15 protein-coding genes are annotated in these 19,788 nt (G+C 73.5%); 11 read left to right on the top strand and 4 right to left on the bottom strand.

Features of this window, described 5'->3' with window-relative positions; all coding sequences use genetic code 11:
* Positions 1-99 precede the first annotated feature (99 nt).
* Positions 100-1,323: a trypsin-like serine peptidase gene (locus ABD363_RS11585; RefSeq protein ID WP_344602365.1), complete on the bottom strand. Its 1,224-nt coding sequence runs from the start codon at positions 1,321-1,323 to the stop codon at positions 100-102.
* 460 nt (positions 1,324-1,783) lie between these two features.
* Between ABD363_RS11585 and ABD363_RS11590 the strand changes: the two genes are divergently transcribed.
* The 4 genes from ABD363_RS11590 to ABD363_RS11605 all read left to right on the top strand — a co-directional run bounded on the left by ABD363_RS11590 (position 1,784) and on the right by ABD363_RS11605 (position 8,422).
* Entirely contained in the window at positions 1,784-3,121 is a 1,338-nt protein-coding gene (locus tag ABD363_RS11590) for an aminotransferase class III-fold pyridoxal phosphate-dependent enzyme (protein WP_344602367.1), read from the top strand.
* A 200-nt stretch (positions 3,122-3,321) separates the two neighbouring features.
* Entirely contained in the window at positions 3,322-5,376 is a 2,055-nt protein-coding gene (locus ABD363_RS11595) for an IucA/IucC family protein (protein WP_425577975.1), read from the top strand.
* A 111-nt stretch (positions 5,377-5,487) separates the two neighbouring features.
* On the top strand, positions 5,488-6,297 hold the full coding sequence (locus ABD363_RS11600) for a GNAT family N-acetyltransferase (protein WP_344602369.1): 810 nt from the start codon (positions 5,488-5,490) through the stop codon (positions 6,295-6,297).
* A gap of 148 nt (positions 6,298-6,445) precedes the next feature.
* Positions 6,446-8,422, top strand: a complete 1,977-nt coding sequence (locus tag ABD363_RS11605) for an ATP-dependent DNA helicase (RefSeq protein WP_344602371.1) — start codon at positions 6,446-6,448, stop codon at positions 8,420-8,422.
* A 157-nt stretch (positions 8,423-8,579) separates the two neighbouring features.
* Here the strand turns inward: ABD363_RS11605 and lexA are convergent, their stop codons facing one another.
* Positions 8,580-9,359 carry a transcriptional repressor LexA gene (gene lexA / locus ABD363_RS11610; RefSeq protein ID WP_344602373.1) on the bottom strand — a complete coding sequence of 260 codons (780 nt, stop codon included), beginning with the start codon at positions 9,357-9,359 and terminating at the stop codon, positions 8,580-8,582.
* A 716-nt stretch (positions 9,360-10,075) separates the two neighbouring features.
* Between lexA and nrdR the strand changes: the two genes are divergently transcribed.
* Positions 10,076-10,636, top strand: a complete 561-nt coding sequence (gene nrdR, locus ABD363_RS11615) for a transcriptional regulator NrdR (RefSeq protein ID WP_344602375.1) — start codon at positions 10,076-10,078, stop codon at positions 10,634-10,636.
* 164 nt (positions 10,637-10,800) lie between these two features.
* Positions 10,801-13,698 (top strand): vitamin B12-dependent ribonucleotide reductase, encoded by a 2,898-nt coding sequence (locus ABD363_RS11620; RefSeq protein WP_344602377.1) that lies wholly within the window; start codon positions 10,801-10,803, stop codon positions 13,696-13,698.
* Between the two features lie 262 nt (positions 13,699-13,960).
* Here the strand turns inward: ABD363_RS11620 and ABD363_RS11625 are convergent, their stop codons facing one another.
* The gene (locus tag ABD363_RS11625) at positions 13,961-14,494 is read right to left on the bottom strand and encodes a TerD family protein (RefSeq protein ID WP_344602379.1); all 534 of its coding nucleotides are present in this window, start codon (positions 14,492-14,494) and stop codon (positions 13,961-13,963) included.
* A gap of 162 nt (positions 14,495-14,656) precedes the next feature.
* Here ABD363_RS11625 and ABD363_RS11630 point away from each other — a divergent pair, with 162 nt between their 5' ends.
* The 5 genes from ABD363_RS11630 (at position 14,657) to ABD363_RS11650 (ending at position 18,886) form a co-directional block, all read left to right on the top strand.
* Entirely contained in the window at positions 14,657-15,262 is a 606-nt protein-coding gene (locus ABD363_RS11630; RefSeq protein ID WP_344602381.1) for a YdbC family protein, read from the top strand.
* Between the two features lie 119 nt (positions 15,263-15,381).
* Positions 15,382-16,056, top strand: coding sequence for a histidine phosphatase family protein (locus ABD363_RS11635; RefSeq protein ID WP_344602383.1), 675 nt, complete (start codon positions 15,382-15,384; stop codon positions 16,054-16,056).
* On the top strand, positions 16,053-16,961 hold the full coding sequence (locus tag ABD363_RS11640; RefSeq protein ID WP_344602385.1) for an ADP-ribosylglycohydrolase family protein: 909 nt from the start codon (positions 16,053-16,055) through the stop codon (positions 16,959-16,961). Before ABD363_RS11635 ends, ABD363_RS11640 begins: the two co-directional genes overlap by 4 nt.
* A 531-nt stretch (positions 16,962-17,492) precedes the next feature.
* A complete protein-coding gene (locus ABD363_RS11645; protein WP_344602387.1) occupies positions 17,493-18,194 on the top strand; it encodes a ribonuclease HII in 702 nt (233 codons plus the stop codon).
* Between the two features lie 68 nt (positions 18,195-18,262).
* The gene (locus tag ABD363_RS11650; protein ID WP_344602389.1) at positions 18,263-18,886 is read left to right on the top strand and encodes a hypothetical protein; all 624 of its coding nucleotides are present in this window, start codon (positions 18,263-18,265) and stop codon (positions 18,884-18,886) included.
* 233 nt (positions 18,887-19,119) lie between these two features.
* Here the strand turns inward: ABD363_RS11650 and ABD363_RS11655 are convergent, their stop codons facing one another.
* On the bottom strand, positions 19,120-19,731 hold the full coding sequence (locus ABD363_RS11655; protein WP_344602391.1) for a hypothetical protein: 612 nt from the start codon (positions 19,729-19,731) through the stop codon (positions 19,120-19,122).
* Between the last annotated feature and the right edge of the window lie 57 nt (positions 19,732-19,788).

Here is a 19,788-nt window from a genome sequence, read left to right as displayed (position 1 = left end):
GGCCGGGGCGCGGGCCGGGCACCGCCGGCGGCCGGCCGCGGCGGCCGGCACGAGCCCGGTCCCGCCGCCCACCCCCCGCGGCCGGCCGCCGCCGCTCCCTCACTGGCCGGCGAACTTCTCGCTCACCGCGTCGTACACGTCCCTGGCCTCCGCGCCCAGCCGCGGGCCGGCCAGCCAGCCCGACGTCACCGGGCCGATCGAGGTGTTGGACACCAGCGCCGGCTCGCCGTCGGAGCCCGTCCCGATCCAGCCGCCGCCGGACGAACCGGCGGTCATCGTGCAGCCGATGCGGTACATCGTCGGGTCGGAGGCGCTGAGCGACAGCCGGCCCGGCCTGTCCTGGCACCGGTACAGCTTCTGCCCGTCGTACGGCGGCGCGGCCGGGTAGCCGATCGCCGTGACGCTCCGCGTCTCCGGCACGGCCGGCGCGTCGAAGTCCACCGGCAGCGCCGAGCCGACCGTCTCCTCCAGCGACTTGCCGCCGCTGCCCTTCTCCGGCGTCACATGGATGACGGCGAAGTCGTACGAGGCGCCGTCACCGCCCGTCGCGCCGCCCTGTTCGATCCACTGGTCCGAGGTCTGCGCCCAGTCGCCCCACCAGACACCGTAGGGAGCGACCTCCTCCTCGGCGGCGTTCTGCAGTTCCCCGGCCGACCTGCCCGCGTCGTTGTACGACGGCACGAACGCGATGTTGCGGTACCAGCCGCCCTTCTTCCCGGCGTGCACGCAGTGGCCCGCCGTCCAGACCAGGTTGGACTTGCCGGGGTGGGCCGGGTCCTGCACCACCGTCGCCGAGCAGACCATCGTGCCCTCGGGGGAGTCGAAGAACACCTTTCCGGCGGTGGCGGCGTTGGCGTGGTACGCGGGCGGTACGGCCACCGCCTCCACGGGCCGGGGCGTGGGGTCGGTGACGCCCCGGTCGCCGGAGAGGTCGCCGTCGACGACGCCCGTGTCGGGCTCCTCGGCCTTGCGCATCCGGTCCGGGTCCCACAGGTCCTCGATGATCGGGTTGACGAAGTCCTGGGCCTCGCGCAGCCAGTCGTCCCGGTCCCAGTTCCGCCAGGCGCCGTTCTCCCACTGGCCGAGGTCGATCCCGTGCTCCTTGAGCTTGTCCCTGAGGTGGTCCGGGATCCTGATCCTGCCGTCGCCGGCGGCCGACGCGGAGGCCGACGCGTCGCCGCCCGCCTCGGCGCCGCCCGGGTCGCAGGCGGTGGCGGTGAGCGCGAGCACCGAGGCGAGCGCGACGGCGGCCGGCCCGGGGAGGACGGCGCGGCGCCCGCCCCCGCGCCGGCGAACGGTGGACGACGGCCGTATGGATCGCATGGTGGTGACTCCCCCTGATGTGGACGTACAGGACGCCGGTGCCGTGATCTCCGGCCGGGTCCGGCCCGGCCGGGCGGCGTCGTGGAACGGCATCACACCCTATGCGTTCGCGGTGGGGGAGTTCCGAAGGAACCGCAACGGTTCGGCTACAAGCCGTCTGACCTGGCCGTCGTCCGCGGATCAGCCGACCGGTGCCCTTCCGCCCCCGATCCCGTCGGCGGCCGCGGGACGTCCCCACGGCGGGGATTGCGGACCAGGCCGTAACCCGGGGGACCGTCCGGGGTTGGTAGCGGCGGGGCCCGCTGTCCGCGGGCGGCCCCGTGCCCGTGGCGATGCGAGCCGTCGACTCGCCCGTGGACGACGGGAGGATCTGGGAACCGTGGCCGAGTCTGCGTTTGCGCGTGGGGAGCGCGCGTCCGAGGGGACCGGGACAGGCGCGTCCGGGAGAACCGGCACGTCCGTGGGGGCCGCCGGGGCGGCGCCGGCGGGGGCGTGCCGCGGGCACGGCGCACGGGAGGGACTCCCGCGGCGGCAGCCGGCGCGCGAGCCGGCGGCCCGCACCTACGCGGGCGCCCTGCCGGTCGTGCCGGTCCGGGCGCGGGGCCTCACCATCGAGGGCGCGGACGGCCGCCGCTACCTCGACTGCCTGTCGGGCGACGGGACGCTCGCCCTCGGGCACAACCACCCCGCCGTGCTGGAGGCGATCCGCAAGGTCCTCGACTCGGGCGCCCCGCTGCACGCCCCCGGTCTGGCGACCCCCGTCAGGGACGCCTTCGTCGCCGAACTGCTCCGCACCCTCCCGCCCGGACTCGCGGACCGCGCGCGCGTGCGGTTCTGCGGCCCGACCGGTGCGGAGGCGATGGCCACCGCCGTCGGGCTCGTCCGGGCCGCGACCGGGCGGACCGACGTGCTCGGGTTCGGCGGCGCCGGCGCGGAGCGGTTCCCCGGGGCGGCCGGGGCGCCGGGACCGTGCGAGGGACCCGAGGCACCGGAGGCGGCCGGGGCGACCGTGCGGGACCGCGCGCGGCGGATGCCCGCCGGAGTGGTCCTCGAACCGGTCCGATGCGAGGACGGGACCGTTCCGGTGCCCGAGGCGTGGCTGCGACGCGTGCGCCGGCTCACGGCGGACCGGCCGGTCGCGCTGATCGCCGACGAGACCCGGACGGGAGCCGGACGGACCGGGGCCTTCTGGGCGGTGGAGCACAGCGGTGTCGTCCCCGACGTGATGGTGCTCGCCCGGGCCGTCGGCGGCAGCCTGCCGCTGGGCGTCGTGGTCCACCGCGACGACCTGGGCCCGCCCGAACCCGGCGCTCCCGCCGACGCCTTCCGCGGCAACCAGCTCGCCATGGCCGCCGGCACGGCGACCCTCGCCCACATCCGCGAGAACCGGCTCGCGGACCGGGCGGCCGAACTGGGCGCACGTCTGATGGGCCGGCTCCGGGAGCTCGCGGAGGAGTCCGCCTGCCTCGGCGAGGTGCGCGGGCGGGGTCTGATGATCGGCGTCGAGGTGGTGGATCCGGAAGGGCGCGACGCGGGCGCCGGCGGGGACGCGGGTGCGGCTGCCGGTGGGCGGCCGGCGGCCGCCGTCCGGCGGGAGTGCCTGCGGCGCGGCCTGATCGTGGGACTCGGCGGCCGCCACACGAACGTCGTACGTCTGCTTCCGCCTCTGACGATCACCGACGAGCAGGCGGCCGCGGTTCTCGACCGGCTGGCCGACGCGGTACGGACGGTGACCCGCGCCCGCACCGGACATGCCGAGCCGCGCCGGCGGACCCGGCCGGCGCGGCGAAGGCGCTGAACGGGCGCGGCGGCGGGGCGGCCGGGCGGAGGCGTGCGCCGGAAGGACCCCCGCCTGCCGCCCGGGCCGGGCCGGCGTCCTCCGGCCGCGCCGCCGGCGGACAGCTCCCCGGGCGGCCGGTCGCCGCACGCCCCGGGCGCGCCCCCACCGCCCTCGGCACGAGCCGCCCGGCACCACCCACCAGGAACCCAGGAGCTCCCGTGAACGACCTCCCCCCACCCCACGACCTCGCCCTCCCGGGGACGCGGGCCCCCGGCTCCCCCCGGGCGCCGCGCCCGCCCGCGGCCGCGGCGGTCCCGCGTCAGCAGAGCGGGGGACGGGCCGCCGCACGGCCGCCCGGCGCCCCCGCCGACCTCCTGGAACACCCCGACCCCCACATCGCCGCCCAGGCCGCCGGCGTGGAGAACCTGCTGCGCTGCTGGGTGCGCGAGACCGGCCTGCGCGCGCCCGGCGACGGTCTCCTGCGCATCCCCCTGCCCGCCAGCGGCACGGCCCTGCTCGTGCCGGTCCACTACTGGTCCCCGACGGGCTGGCACCGCTTCGGCCTGCCGTACCTGGCCGGCGCCCCCGAACCGGCCCCGCCGGCCGACGCGGTCACGGTCGCCGCCCTGCTCGCCAGGGAGACCCCCGGCGGCCGGCCCGCGCCCGGCGCCGCGGACCCGGCTCCCGACACGGGCGCGCCCGGCGCCCGGGACAGGGCCGGCGCCCCCGGCGCGAGCCCCGGCCCCCACCGCCCCACGGCGCCCCCCACGGCCTTCGCCCCCGGCGACGGCGCCGGACTCGTCGCCCGTGTCGCCGACTCCGTCCGCCGGACCGCCACCTTCATCGGCGACCGCCGGGAACGCCCCCTCGGCCCCCGCGACCTCTTCCTCACCGCCGAACAAGCCCTGCTGCTCGGACACCCGCTGCATCCGGCGCCCAAGAGCCGCGAGGGGCTCTCCGAGGCCGAAGCACGGCCGTACTCACCCGAGCTGCGCGGCTCCTTCCCGCTCCACTGGCTGGCGGTCTCCCCCCGCGTGCTCGCCACCGACTCCGCCTGGACCGAGCGCGGCCGTCGCGTCGCCGCGGCCCGGCTCACCGCACGCCTCGCCGGAGACGGGCTCGGGCTGCCGGACGGGTACGCGGCCCTGCCCCTGCACCCCTGGCAGCTGCGCGAGGTGCGCCACCGGGCCGGGACCGCGGCCCTGCTGGAGGCCGGACTGCTCCGGGACCTCGGCGCCCACGGCGGCCTCTGGCACCCCACCTCCTCGGTGCGGACCGTCCACCGCCCCGGCGCGCCCGCCATGCTCAAGCTGTCGCTCGGGCTGTGCATCACCAACTCCCGCCGCGAGAACCTCCGCAAGGAACTCCACCGCGGCGTCGAGGTCCACCGCCTGCTGCGCAGCGGCCTGTCCCTGCGGTGGAGGGCCGCACACCCGGGCTTCGACATCGTCCGCGACCCCGCCTGGCTCGCCGTCGACGGGCCGGACGGCGCACCCGTGCCCGGACTCGACGTGCTGATCCGGCACAATCCCTTCAGCCCCTCGGACGACGTCTCCTGCGTCGCCGGACTCGTCGCGCCCCGGCCCGGCACCGCGCCCCCCGCCCTGCCCGGTGCGCCGGCGGCCCGGCCGGAGGAGTACGGTCCGCCGGCCCCGCCCTCCCGCCTCGCCGAACTCCTCACGCACCTCGCCGAGCGGACCGGACGCCCCCGCGGGGCCGTCGCCGTCGAATGGTTCCTGCGCTACCTGGAGCAGGTCGTACGGCCCGTGCTGTGGCTGGACGCGGAGGCCGGCGTCGCCCTGGAGGCGCACCAGCAGAACACGCTGGTCCTGCTGGACGCCGCCGGCTGGCCCGCGGGCGGCCGCTACCGCGACAACCAGGGCTACTACTTCCGTGAGTCCCGGCGGGCGGAACTCGACGCCCGGCTGCCCGGCATCGGCGGACGCAGCGACACCTTCGTCCCCGACGAGGTCGCCGACGAACGGTTCGCGTACTACCTCGCCGTCAACAACGTGTTCGGCCTCATCGGCGCCTTCGGCTCCCAGCGCCTCGCCGACGAGCGGCTGCTCCTCGCCGCCTTCCGGCGCTTCCTCGCCGGCGCCGCCTCCGGCCCGGCCGCGCTGCGCACCCCGCTGCCCGCCCGCCTGCTCGACTCACCCGTCCTGCGCTGCAAGGCCAACCTGCTGACCCGGCTGCACGGCCTCGACGAACTCGTCGGCCCGGTCGGCACCCAGTCCGTCTACGTCACCGTCGCCAACCCCCTGCACCCCTGACCCCCGCGCACGTTCCGCCTCCGGCCACGAGGAACCCCCTCCCGCGCCGCCCCCGACCCCGAGGACCCCGTCCCCGAGGACCCCGTCCCGACTCCCGAGAGGAGCGCCGCCGTGCCCCCCACCGACGCGACCGCCGACGCCGGTCCGGCCCCGACCGCCGGCACCGGCACGAGCCCGGGCACCGGCGGGACCGGCACCGGCACGGACGGCGAGGACACGCTGGACCTGCGGCTGCCCGACGGACTCGGCGCGCTGTGCGCACAGCGGGAGGCGGACGCCGGTCCCGGAGCACCGCGTGTCCCGCACGGACCGGCGGTGCCCGCCGCGCCCCTCGCGTCCCCGGCCGGCGGCGACCTGCTCGACCACGTCGCCGACTGGGGCCCGGTCGGCACCGCCGCAGGCCTGTTCCACCTCGTCCCCGTCCGCGTCGAACGGGACCTCCCGCTCATCGGCCGCTGGATGCACGACCCCGCCGTCGCCGCGTTCTGGGAGCTGGCCGCACCACGGAACGTGATCGAACAGCACGTGCGGGCCCAGCTCGACGGCGACGGCCGCAGCGTTCCCTGCGTGGGCGTGCTGGACGGCAGGCCGATGAGCTACTGGGAGATCTACCGGGCCGACCTCGATCCGCTGGCCCGGCACTATCCCGCCCGGCCGCACGACACCGGGATCCACCTCCTCATCGGGCAGGCCGCCGACCGTGCGCGAGGGCTGGGCGGCACCCTGCTCAGGGCCGTCGCCGACCTCGTGCTGGACAGGCGGCGCCCCTGCGCCCGCGTCGTCGCGGAACCCGACCTCCGCAACATCCCCTCCGTCGCCGCCTTCCTGAGCGCCGGCTTCCGGTTCTCCGCCGAGGTCGATCTGCCCGCCAAGCGGGCCGCCCTCATGGTCCGGGACCGGTCCCCGCGCGGTCTGCCGTAGCGCCGCGTCGCGGCGCCATCCGTCCCCTCCGGGCTCACCGCCCGCTGTTCGCCCCCCTCTCCGCCAAGGAGCCCACGGTCTTGATCCCCTCCTTCGTCCCCGCCTTGATCACCCGTTTGTCAGTGCCGGGCCGTAGGGTGGTCGCGCTATGACGAAGCCCTCACTCCCAGAACTCCTGCACGCCGCCGTCGCCGCCGTCGGCGGCACGGAGCGTCCCGGCCAGGTGGCCATGGCCGAAGCCGTCGCGGAGGCGATCGACGACGGTTCGCATCTGCTGGTCCAGGCGGGTACCGGCACCGGCAAGTCGCTGGGCTATCTGGTGCCCGCGCTCGCGCACGGGGAGCGGGTCGTCGTGGCGACCGCCACCCTGGCGCTGCAGCGCCAGCTCGTGGAGCGGGACCTGCCGCGCACGGTCGAGGCGCTGCATCCGCTGCTGCGCCGCCGCCCGGAGTTCGCGATGCTCAAGGGCCGGTCGAACTACCTGTGCCTGCACCGGCTCCACGAGGGCGTCCCGCAGGACGAGGAGGAGGGGCTCTTCGACCAGTTCGAGGCGGCCGCCCCCACCAGCAAGCTGGGCCAGGACCTGCTGCGGCTGCGCGACTGGGCGGACGAGACCGAGAGCGGCGACCGGGACGATCTCACGCCCGGCGTCTCGGACCGCGCCTGGGCCCAGGTGTCGGTGTCCTCCCGGGAGTGCCTGGGCGCCTCGAAGTGCGCGTACGGCGCGGAGTGCTTCGCCGAGATGGCCCGTGAGCAGGCCAAGCTCGCCGATGTGGTCGTCACCAACCACGCGCTGCTCGCGATCGACGCCATCGAGGGCGCCCCGGTGCTCCCGCAGCACGAGGTGCTGATCGTCGACGAGGCGCACGAACTGGTCTCCCGCGTCACCGGGGTCGCCACCGGCGAGCTCACCCCGGGGCAGGTCAACCGCGCGGTGCGCCGCGCCGCCAAGCTGGTCGGCGAGAAGGCCGCCGACCAGCTCCAGACCGCCGCCGAGGGGTTCGAGCGGCTGATGGAGCTGGCGCTGCCGGGCCGTCTGGAGGAGATCCCGGAGGATCTCGGCTACGCGCTCATGGCGCTGCGCGACGCCTGCCGCACGGTCGTCTCGGCGATCGGCGCGACGCGCGACAAGTCGGTCCAGGACGAGGACGCGGTCCGCAAGCAGGCGCTGGCCTCCGTGGAGAACGTGCACGACGTGGCAGAGCGGATCGTCAACGGCTCCGAGTGGGACGTCGTCTGGTACGAGCGGCACGACCGCTTCGGCGCCTCCCTGCGTGTCGCCCCGATGTCGGTGTCGGGCCTGCTCAGGGAGAAGCTCTTCGCGGACCGTTCGGTCATCCTGACCTCGGCGACCCTGAAGCTCGGCGGCGACTTCAACGGCGTCGGCGCCTCCCTGGGGCTCGCTCCCGAGGGCACGGAGGGCGACGACGTCCCGCAGTGGAGGGGCGTCGACGTCGGCTCGCCCTTCGACTACCCCAGGCAGGGGATCCTGTACGTCGCCAAGCACCTGGCGCGCCCCGCCCGGGACGGCGACCGCGCCGACATGCTCGACGAGCTGACGGAGCTGATCCAGGCGGCCGGCGGTCGCACCCTGGGGCTGTTCTCCTCCATGCGGGCGGCCCAGCTGGCCGCCGAGGAGCTGCGCTCCCGCATCCCGGAGTTCCCCATCCTGCTCCAGGGCGAGGAGACCCTGGGGGAGCTGATCAAGAACTTTGCGGCCGATCCGGAGACCTGCCTCTTCGGCACGCTCTCGCTCTGGCAGGGCGTCGACGTCCCCGGCCCCAGCTGCCAGCTGGTGGTGATGGACAAGATTCCGTTCCCGCGTCCGGACGATCCGCTGATGAGCGCCCGCCAGAAGGCGGTGGAGGAGGCCGGCGGCAACGGCTTCATGGCGGTCGCCGCCACGCATGCCGCGCTGCTGATGGCTCAGGGCGCCGGCCGTCTGGTGCGGGCGTCGGGCGACCGCGGGGTGGTCGCCGTACTCGATCCGAGGCTGGCCACGGCCCGGTACGGCAGTTATCTCAAGGCGTCACTGCCCGACTTCTGGTACACCACGGACCGTAATCAGGTCCGGAAGTCGCTCGCCGCGATCGACGCGGCCGCGAAGCAGGCGGAGAGCGCGTGATCGGGGGTGGCCTGCCGCGGCTTCGCGGCAGGCCACCCCCGGTTCACACCCGCCCGTCACCGGGGCGGGACAGCACAGGGCCCCGGAACCGGCGCAGAGGTCCCGGGGCCCGGTCAGGAGACGGCGGATCCGCGCGGCAACCCGTCCGTCGGTGTGCTCAGACGCGGCGCAGTACGGCCACCACCTTGCCGAGGATGGTCGCGTCGTCGCCGGGGATCGGCTCGTACGCCGAGTTGTGCGGGAGGAGCCAGACGTGGCCGTCCTCGCGCTTGAAGCGCTTGACGGTGGCCTCGCCGTCGAGCATCGCGGCGACGATGTCGCCGTTCTCGGCGACCGGCTGGCGGCGGACCGTGACCCAGTCGCCGTCGCAGATGGCGGCCTCGATCATCGAGTCGCCGACGACCTTCAGGACGAACAGCTCACCGTCGCCGACCAGCTGGCGGGGGAGCGGGAAGACGTCCTCGACCGATTCCTCGGCGAGGATGGGCCCGCCGGCGGCGATCCGGCCGACGAGCGGGACGTACGACGCGGCGGGCTTGCCCGCGGTGTCGGTGGGCTGGACGGGGGTGGCCTGGTCGGAGCCGCGCACCTCGTACGCGCGCGGGCGGTGCGGGTCGCGGCGCAGGAAGCCCTTCCGCTCCAGTGCCATCAGCTGGTGTGCGACGGAGGAGGTGCTGGAGAGGCCGACCGCCTGGCCGATCTCCCGCATCGACGGCGGGTAGCCGCGGCGCTGCACGGAGTCCCGGATGACCTCGATCACCCGGCGCTGCCGGTCGGTGAGTCCCGAGCTGTCCGCCCGGATGCCTGGGGGGCGGCCCGGCAGGGAGCGCTTGTGTCCCTCTGGGTTCGTGGCTTCGTTCATCGCGTGCACCGGCTCGATTCGGCCCTGGGAGCGGTCCTGGGCGGTGATGGCGGCGCTGTCTGCGGTGGTGGTCACGTCGGCCCCTCTCGATGGTCTCCCTGCTGGACAACGGTAGTTGCTTTCGAAAGGTTGCGCCAAACACACGTTCGAGTGAAAAAGCGCGGATTAACTGACGCGATCACATTTCCAGGTGTATGGCCACCGCTCTTCCCAGCGGGCGAAAGAGCCCATTGTTGTACTCTTCACCGCCGGGGTCGCCGCCTCGTGGGTCGCCGCCCAGTCTGCCACCCGTCCTTCCCGTCGGCGGGTATCGACTCCCGTCTGTACGGGAGCCGCACCCGCCCTCCGTGCGGCGCCCACGGTATCTCCGCATGTGCCGCAGCGACGCGGCCGCGTACGGCCGTGTCCGGCGCGGCGCCGCGGGGTACGCGAGGCGCGGCTGTGTCCGGCGCGGCGCCCTGGGGCGCGCGGGATCCGTGGAGCGTGGCCGTGTCCGGCGAGGGGCCGTGGAACGCGCGGTGTGCGGCCGTGCCCGGTGGGGCGTGCGGGGCCGGTCGTGTCCGGCGCGGCGCCGTGGAACGCGCGGTCCGCGTCTTTTCAAGCGTGACATGCGGTACGGCGTGTATGTGTGAGCCAATCCCCACATCTAGTGGTTGGATTGCAGCAGTGGCCCACAAGTTGTGGTCCCCCCGGTCTTCGGGCCCTCGGTGATCGCCTATGCTTAGGGCTGCTTCGAGGGGCCCGTGAGGCCGACGAGGCTATTGAGTCTGCTGTGAGGAGGGTTGGAGTCCGTGCACTGTCCCTTCTGCAGGCACCCCGACAGCCGTGTCGTCGACAGTCGTACGACCGACGACGGCACGTCGATCCGCAGGCGCCGCCAGTGCCCTGACTGCTCCCGTCGTTTCACGACCGTGGAGACGTGCTCGCTGATGGTGATCAAGCGGTCCGGGGTCACCGAACCCTTCAGCCGCACCAAGATCATCAACGGTGTGCGCAAGGCATGCCAGGGGCGGCCCGTCACCGAGGACGCGCTGGCCCAGCTGGGCCAGCGGGTCGAGGAGGCGGTGCGGGCCACCGGAAGCGCCGAGCTGACCACCCATGACGTGGGGCTGGCCATCCTCGGCCCGTTGCAGGAGCTCGACCTCGTCGCCTATCTGCGATTCGCCTCCGTCTATCGGGCGTTCGACTCGCTCGAGGACTTCGAGGCCGCCATCGCGGAACTCAGGGAGCAGACGGGACGCACCGGCGCGGACGAAGGCGACCGCGGGGAAACGGGTGCGGGGAGCCGGGAGGGCGACCGCGGGCCCGGAGGGACCGCGCAGGTCCCCGAACCCGCAGCCGCCGCCGACTGACCGGAGGGCCGGCCCCGGACGACGGTACGGGACCGGCCGGTCGGCGGCGACGAGAAGACCTGTCGCGGGCGATGCGAGTGGACGCCCGCGACATCAGACAGAACACGTGCCACGGGAACAAACGGGGCACTTCAGGGCGTTTTTGCCCGTATCAGGGAGGCGGCATGACAGAGACGGCGAGCGGTCCGGCACGGAGTTCCCGCGCCAAGAGCGCCAAGGCGGGCAAGGGGCTGCGTGTCGAGCGCATCCACACCACCCCCGGGGTCCACCCCTATGACGAGGTGACCTGGGAGCGCCGTGACGTCGTCATGACCAACTGGCGCGACGGCTCGGTCAACTTCGAGCAGCGCGGCGTGGAATTCCCCGACTTCTGGTCGGTGAACTCGGTCAACATCGTCACCAGCAAGTACTTCCGCGGTGCCGTGGGCACCCCGCAGCGCGAGACCAGCCTCAAGCAGCTGATCGACCGCATCGTGAAGACGTACCGGAAGGCCGGTGAGGACCACAAGTACTTCGCCTCGCCCGCCGACGCCGAGATCTTCGAGCACGAGCTGGCGTACGCCCTACTGCACCAGATCTTCAGCTTCAACAGCCCCGTCTGGTTCAACGTCGGCACGGCCCAGCCCCAGCAGGTCTCCGCCTGCTTCATCCTGTCCGTCGACGACTCCATGGAGTCGATCCTCGACTGGTACAAGGAAGAGGGCATGATCTTCAAGGGCGGCTCCGGCGCCGGCCTGAACCTCTCCCGGATCCGCTCCTCCAAGGAGCTGCTGTCCTCCGGCGGCAACGCCTCCGGCCCGGTCTCCTTCATGCGCGGCGCGGACGCCTCCGCCGGCACGATCAAGTCCGGTGGCGCCACCCGCCGCGCCGCCAAGATGGTCGTCCTCGACGTGGACCACCCGGACATCGAGGACTTCATCGAGACCAAGGTCAAGGAAGAGGAGAAGATCCGCGTCCTGCGCGACGCCGGCTTCGACATGGACCTGGGCGGGGACGACATCACCTCCGTCCAGTACCAGAACGCCAACAACTCGGTCCGCGTGAACGACGAGTTCATGAAGGCGGTCGAGAACGGCGGCAAGTTCGGCCTGCGCGCCCGCATGACCGGCGAGGTCATCGAGGAGGTCGACGCCAAGCAGCTGTTCCGCAAGATCGCCGAGGCCGCCTGGGCCTGCGCCGACCCCGGCATCCAGTACGACGACACCATCAACAACTGGCACACCTGCCCCGAGTCCGGCCGGATCACCGCGTCGAACCCGTGCAGCGAGTACATGCACCTGGACAACACGTCCTGCAACCTGGCCTCGCTGAACCTGATGAAGTTCCTGCAGGACGACGGCAAGGGCAACCAGTCCTTCGAGACCGAGCGCTTCCAGAAGGTCGTCGAGCTGGTCATCACCGCGATGGACATCTCGATCTGCTTCGCGGACTTCCCGACCCAGAAGATCGGCGAGAACACGCGCGCGTTCCGCCAGCTCGGCATCGGCTACGCCAACCTCGGCGCCCTGCTGATGGCCACCGGCCACGCCTACGACTCCGACGGCGGCCGCGCCCTCGCCGGCGCCATCACCTCCCTGATGACCGGCACGGCCTACCGCCGCTCCGCGGAACTCGCCGCGATCGTGGGCCCGTACGACGGCTACGCCCGCAACGCCGACGCCCACAAGCGCGTCATGAAGCAGCACGCCGACGCCAACAGCGCAGCCGTCCGCATGGACGACCTGGACACCCCGGTGTGGGCCGCCGCCACCGAGGCCTGGCAGGACGTGCTGAGCCTCGGCGAGCGGAACGGTTTCCGCAACTCCCAGGCGTCCGTGCTCGCCCCGACCGGCACCATCGGCCTCGCCATGGGCTGCGACACCACCGGTGTCGAGCCCGACCTCGCGCTGGTGAAGTTCAAGAAGCTGGTCGGCGGCGGCTCGATGCAGATCGTCAACGGCACCGTCCCGCAGGCCCTGCGCCGCCTGGGCTACCAGGAGGAGCAGATCGAGGCGATCGTCGCCCACATCGCCGAGCACGGCAACGTGATCGACGCCCCCGGCCTCAAGCACGAGCACTACGAGGTGTTCGACTGCGCCATGGGCGAGCGGGCCATCTCCCCGATGGGCCACGTCCGCATGATGGCCGCGATCCAGCCGTGGATCTCCGGCGCCATCTCCAAGACGGTCAACATGCCGGAGACGGCGACCGTCGAGGAGGTCGAGGAGATCTACTTCGAGGCCTGGAAGATGGGCGTCAAGGCGCTCGCCATCTACCGCGACAACTGCAAGGTCGGCCAGCCGCTCTCCGCCAAGAAGAAGGACTCCGCGGGCGAGAAGAAGACCGAGGCCGCCCAGGAACCGCAGCCCAAGGTCGAGAAGGTCGTCGAGTACCGCCCGGTCCGCAAGCGCCTCCCGAAGGGACGTCCCGGCATCACCACGTCGTTCACCGTCGGCGGCGCCGAGGGTTACATGACCGCCAACTCCTACCCGGACGACGGTCTCGGCGAGGTCTTCCTGAAGATGTCCAAGCAGGGCTCGACCCTCGCGGGCATGATGGACGCCTTCTCCATCGCGGTCTCGGTCGGCCTCCAGTACGGCGTTCCGCTGGAGACGTACGTCTCGAAGTTCACCAACATGCGCTTCGAGCCGGCCGGCATGACCGACGACCCGGACGTGCGGATGGCGCAGTCGATCGTCGACTACATCTTCCGCCGCCTGGCGCTGGACTTCCTGCCCTTCGAGACGCGCTCCGCGCTCGGCATCCACTCCGCCGAGGAGCGCCAGCGTCACCTGGAGACGGGTTCGTACGAGCAGGTCATCGAGGACGACGAGGTCGACGTCGAGGGTCTGGCCCAGTCGGCGCCGCGCGCCCAGGAACTGAAGGCGGTCGCCACGCCGAAGGCCGAGACCGAGGCGGTCAAGCCCGCTCCGAAGCAGGCCCACACCAGCGCCGAACTGGTGGAGATGCAGCTCGGCATCCAGGCCGACGCCCCGCTGTGCTTCTCCTGCGGTACGAAGATGCAGCGCGCCGGCTCCTGCTACATCTGCGAGGGCTGCGGCTCGACCAGCGGCTGCAGCTGATCCCGCGCCCCAGGAGGGCGGGAACCTCCCGCCCGGGGCGGTGGTGCCGGTTCACCGGTGCCACCGCCCCGGGCGGCTCGCCGCGTGAGCCGGCCGCCGGGTTCCACGGCGTCCGCGTGGCCGTCCGCCGCGCCGCGCGCCTCGGCCACGCCGGCGCCGGGAGCCCTCCCCGCACGGCGGAGGGCGCCGGTCCCGGACTGGCGCCCTCCCTGCTCCGCGACCTGCCCCACGCGGGCCGTGCGCGGTCGCGGCGCTCGGCGGCTCAGGAGCGGCGCACGGCTCCCATCGTCCTCGTGAACGTCGTGGGGTCGCCGTCGAAGCCGTGCACGCCGGGGTGGAAGTCCCACACGCCGGAGCCGTCCCGGACGAACTCCGCGACCGTCGCCGCCGTCGCCCCGAGGACGCCGCCGAAGTCGTCCTCCGCCAGGACCGTGTAGCCCTCGCGGATGCGCAGCCCCGGGTTGATCACACTGACGAACGTCCGCTCCGCCGGGCGCTGCTGGATGACGACGCCGGCCACCACGCGCGCGTAGCGGGGGTCCAGCCGGTCCAGCTCCAGCGTCATGACCTCGTCGTAGCCGAAGCCCTTGCCGTCCCGGCTGTCCCGGTTGAGATAGATGGTGCCGTCGGGGGAGCGGCTGTCGAAGTGCACCACGTAGGCGGGATCGCCGTACGGGTCACTCGCCGGGTACGTCGCGGCGACGATGTCGAGATCGGCGGGCGGCTGCCCCGCCGGATTCGGGTCCCACCGCAGTGCGATCTCGACCTTGTGGATCCCCTTGTTGAGGCCGTTCACAGACTTCCCCTTCCCCTTCCCCGGTCACCGTTCCGCCCGTCCACCCCAACTGCCGGACGGTCACGGCCGGTTGTCCATCCTGCCACGCGCGGGGGGCGGGTGCGGGGCAGTCGTCCGTCCGAGCGTGACCGGCGCCACGCCCCGTGGCCTTACCATGGCGCGGTGCTGGTCAAGTGGATTCGCTGCACCGTGGTGGACCGCCGCGGCTTCGAGCGGGGGCAGCGGAAATGGGCGGGGCTTCTGGGGGAGCCGGGTTTTCGCGGACAGGGCGGCGGGTGGAGCAGGGCGCGGCCGGAGGTGGCGCACGTCTTCGCCTTCTGGGAGAGCCGCGCCTTCTACGACTCCTTCATGGCGCGCTCCCACGACCGGCTCGCCGCGTCCCAGTCGGGTACCTTCAAGGACGCCCAGGTCAGGCTCTTCGACCACCGCTTCGACGTGAAGACCGGCTTCGAACCGCGGTTCACGGACGCCGACCTGCTGCGGGTGGCGCTCTGCCGCGTGCACGAGGAGCGGGCCGAGCACTTCGTGCTGATGCAGGAGAAGGTCTGGAACCCCGCGATGGCCGGCTCGCCCGGCATGATCCGCGGCCTGTTCGGCGAGGCGCCCGGGAACGAGTTCCTGGTGCTGTCCATGTGGCGGTCCGCCGCCGAGCACGGCAAGTACCGCACCGAGCGCGTCGAACGGCTCGCCCTGCGGGCCCAGACGGAGGCCGACATCGCGGCTCTGACGGGGGACATCGTGGACCTGGAACCCGCCTGGACCGTCTGATCCCCGGCCCTGTCGTCCCCGCCCCTTGCGCGGACCGGTGTGCCGGGAACCGTGTGACCTACGCTGTACGAGGGCCGTACGAGTGCTCGGCGGTCCTCGGCCCGATCTAGGGTTTTGGCATGGCACGACCACAGCGCATCGTTCTTGTCCGGCACGGCGAATCGACGGGAAACGTCGACGATTCGGTGTACGAGCGCGAACCGGACCACGCGCTGGCCCTGACCGAGCGCGGCCGGCGCCAGGCCGAGGAGACGGGCAAGCGGCTGCGCGAACTGTTCGGCCGTGAACGCGTCAGCGTGTACGTCTCCCCCTACCGGCGCACGCACGAGACGCTGCGCGCCTTCCACCTCGACCCCGAGCTGATACGCGTGCGGGAGGAGCCCCGGCTGCGCGAGCAGGACTGGGGCAACTGGCAGGACCGTGAGGACGTGCGGCTGCAGAAGGCCTACCGGGACGCCTACGGCCACTTCTTCTACCGCTTCGCGCAGGGCGAGTCCGGCGCCGACGTCTACGACCGGGTCGGCGGCTTCCTGGAGAGCCTGTTCCGCAGCTTCGAGGCCCCCGACCACCCGCCGAACGTCCTCATCGTCACCCACGGCCTCGCCATGCGGCTGTTCTGCATGCGGTGGTTCCACTGGACGGTCGCGGAGTTCGAGTCGCTGTCGAATCCGGGGAACGGCGAGATCCGCATGCTCGTTCTCGGGGAGGACGGCAGGTACACCCTCGACCGGCCCTTCGAGCGCTGGCGGGACCCGGAACCCTATGGGATCACCGGATGGAGTGGCGGGCGATGACCACCGACTCCTCCTTCGACGGGCGCCTGGACCGCGCCCTGGCCAGCCTGCGCGGACTGTCGGTGGGGGACGCGCTGGGCTCGCAGTTCTTCGTTCCGGTGAACCATCCGCTGCTGAAGCGCCGCGAACTGCCGCCCGGTTCCTGGCAGTGGACGGACGACACGGAGATGGCCTGCTCCGTGGTCGCCGTCCTGGCCGCCCACCACCGCATCGACCAGGACGCCCTGGCGCGCTCCTTCGCCGAGCACCACGACTTCGACCGGGGGTACGGTCCCGCGGTGGGCCGTCTGCTGCGGCTGGTCCGGGAAGGCGGTGACTGGCGGGAGCTGGCCGCCGCGCTCTTCGACGGCCGGGGCTCCTGGGGCAACGGCGCCGCGATGCGGATCGCACCGCTGGGCGCCTGGTACGGGGACGATCCCGAGCAGGCGACCCACCAGGCCGAGATCTCCGCGTACCCCACCCATCAGCACGGCGAGGCCGTGGCCGGTGCCATGGCCGTGGCCGCGGCCGCCGCACTGGCCGCGGCCCCCGAGGGCCCGCCGAGCGCGCAGGCGCTGCTCGACGGGGTGATCGCGCTGGTGCCGGGAAGGAGCGCGGTCGGCGCCGGGCTGCGCCGCGCCCGGGACCTGCTCGACTACGCCGACGCGACCACGGTCGCGGCCGTGCTGGGTTGCGGGCGGCGTACGGCCGCCCACGACACCGTGCCCTTCGCGCTCTGGTCGGCGGCGCGCGCCCTCGACGATTACGAGCGGGCCTTCTGGACGACCGCGCAGGCCGGCGGGGACGTGGACACCACCTGCGCCATCGTGGGCGGAGTGCTGGCCGCCGGGCGGGCGGGGGCGCCGCCCGCCGAGTGGGTGCGGCGGACGGAGCCGTTGCCGGACTGGGTGCCGGCGCCGGCCTAGCGGGGTCTGGTCGGGTCCGTGCCGGTGTGGGCGTGCCGCGGGGGCCGGCGGGGCGGTACGCCACGCTGCTGTCGGCGCCGGCCCGGGCCGGCGCCGACGGGACGGCAGGAGCCGTTCTCCCTCAGGCGCCGGAAGGCCGGTGCGGATCCGCTCTTCGCTCCGGGATTCACGAATGCGACAACCTTCGGGCGGGGCGCTTCCGTGGGGTCGTCCTCGCAGAGGGCTTCGAATCGATCGCCGAAACGCTTCGGAGGGCGATCATCCTGGTTTTGTCCGCGAGATGAAGTGCGGTCCGGCGCGACTGACGCGACTGACGGGCATGCTCCCGACGTCTTTCCGGTCGCGACGGCGTGCCGCTCCGTGATGTGCGTCTGCGAATGACCGGATCGAGATCTGGAAGAGACGGCCGACGATCCGGCGGCTCCGCCGCTCCGGCCGGCGGGCGCCCGGGCCGGGGTGTCCCGGCCGTGACGCCGCTCGGGGAAGCCGGGGTGTCGTGCCGGGTTCCGGGCGGCGTACGCTAAGGGCGCCATGCCGTACGAACCACCCACTCACACCGTCGAGCGCTCTCTTCGCGCCACGACCGGAGCGAAGGTCATTGCCGGTGTCGACGAGGTGGGGCGCGGCGCGTGGGCCGGCCCCGTCACCGTCTGCGCGGCGGTCACCGGACTGCGCCGGCCCCCCGAAGGACTCACCGACTCCAAGCTGCTCACCGCCAAGCGGCGCACCGAGCTCGCGGAGGAACTGCAGAAGTGGGTGACGTCGTTCGCCCTGGGGCACGCCTCCCCGGAGGAGATCGACGACCTGGGGATGACCGCCGCGCTGCGGCTGGCGGCGGTGCGCGCCCTGGAGGCTCTGCCGGTCCGCCCCGACGCGGTGATCCTCGACGGCAAGCACGACTACCTGGGGACGCCCTGGAAAGTCCGCACGGTGGTCAAGGGCGACCGGTCCTGCGTGGCGGTCGCGGCGGCCTCGGTGATCGCCAAGGTTCAGCGCGACAAAATGATGGCCGAACTGGGTATCGACCATGCAGACTTCGGTTTTGCGGACAACGCCGGGTATCCGTCGCCCGTGCACAAGGCCGCACTGGAGGTGCGGGGCCCCACCCCGTATCACCGGTTGTCGTGGGCGTATCTTGATGCGCTGCCTCGGTGGCGGCACCTCAAGAAGGTCCGCAACCCGGCGGAAGGAAACGTTCCGAACATCGAGGGTCAGCTTGGCTTCGATTTCTGACGGTTCCGCTCGCACTCATGTGCCACCCGCCGACGCGAGCCGTACCAACGTTTGATAAACATCAGCTCATGCCTCTCATTCCCGAGGAGCCTCAGATTCACGAGAGTGCCCAGGGTCCCCGCGCCACGCCGGCCAGCGGCCGTACCGCGCCGACCCCCCGTCCCGTACCCGGTCCCCGTCCCGCGGCTCCGTCGCGCCCCGGCCGTCCCGGCCCGCTCCGGCCCACGCCTCCGGCGCAACGTACGCCGCGCGAGGCGGCCAAGCCCGGACCGTCCGGCCCGACCGCCCCCGCCGCGTCGGCCACCCCGCAGATCCAGCTGATCCCGGCCTCCGCCGAAGGCGCGCTCGACGCCGCCGAGGAAGCCGTGGACCTGCTCCTGGACTCGGGGCGCGCCCCCGGTGAGGTGCTGGTGATCACCACCGGCGAGCCGCATCCGTGGGCCGCCCACGAACTGTCCTTCGGCGAGGACTCCTACTGGGCCCAGCACGACGCGGGCGACGACGTCTTCTACGCGGACGCCGCCGTCGCGGACCGTGCCGCCTCCCGCCCCGTGGTCGTGGTCGCCGTCAACGGCGGATCCGAAGCCGCTGCCGCCGCCGCCCTCGCCCTGGCCCACACCCGGGCCGGCTCCCTGCTGATCGTCTGCGGCGACCCGCAGCGCATCAACTCGGTGCTGGGCGCGGGGGTCTGAGCCGACGCCGTCGCGTCCGGCCGGACGCCCGGAGCGGGGTGGGCGCCGCCGTGCCGGCATCCGCGCGGTGGCGACTTCGGCATGCCCGCGCGGGCGGAGGCGATCGGACCCGAAGGCGGCTGCCGCCGTCCCGGGCGCTCCGGCCGCCGTACGGACGGGTCGCACGCGCCGCCGCACGGAAGGGGCGTGCGCGTTCCCGTACGTGCCGCGGGGGCGGGTGGGCGGGACCCCGCTCAGCGGGCCGCCACGCGGCGCAGTATCTCGGAGGCGGCCCCTCCGGTGCGCGGCGGGGGCGGTACCTCGGAGACGGCGAACGGCTCAGGCGCAGAATCCGCGTGGGGATGACGGCCGCCGCGGCCCTCGCCGAGGACCTGCCATCCGTCCCGGGTCAGCGTGATGTACGCGCCGCAGCGCAACCCGTGCAGCGTGCAGGCGTCCCGCAGACCCCACATCCACGCGCCGTCCTCCTCCGTCCAACGCGCGTCGCCCTCACGGCAGCAGAGCAGCACGGCGGTGCGCACGGGGGTGCGGCGCCGCAGGTCGTGCGGGATGATCCGGCGCAGTTGGGCGAGCAGCACGTTGCGGAACAGCCAACCGTCGGCCGGGGCCGGGCGGGGAGTGAACGAGGCGCTGGCGCGCAGCCGTTCGTCGGGGTCGAGCACGGCCACGATCACGGTCGGCGGCTTGGGCCGGTGCCGGGAGTGCAGCCCGCCGACGACTTCCCGGGGGTTGCGCAGCAGCGGGATGCCGGCGGCGGCCCACTCCGCCGGTTCGAGCACACGGGTGGCGGAAGCGGCGGACGACGACAACGATGCCGCCGAGGACGGAGCGAATCCGAAGGTCACGTTCCTCCCTTCGGCTACGCGCCCACTGCGGGCGGGATCGGATTCCGGGGCGCACCG

The organism is Streptomyces glaucus (genome assembly GCF_039533365.1).
In the GTDB taxonomy this organism is placed as follows: domain Bacteria; phylum Actinomycetota; class Actinomycetes; order Streptomycetales; family Streptomycetaceae; genus Streptomyces; species Streptomyces glaucus.
The sequence above is the reverse complement of the archived record's forward strand: the minus strand, read 5'-3'. Positions and strand labels throughout refer to the sequence as shown.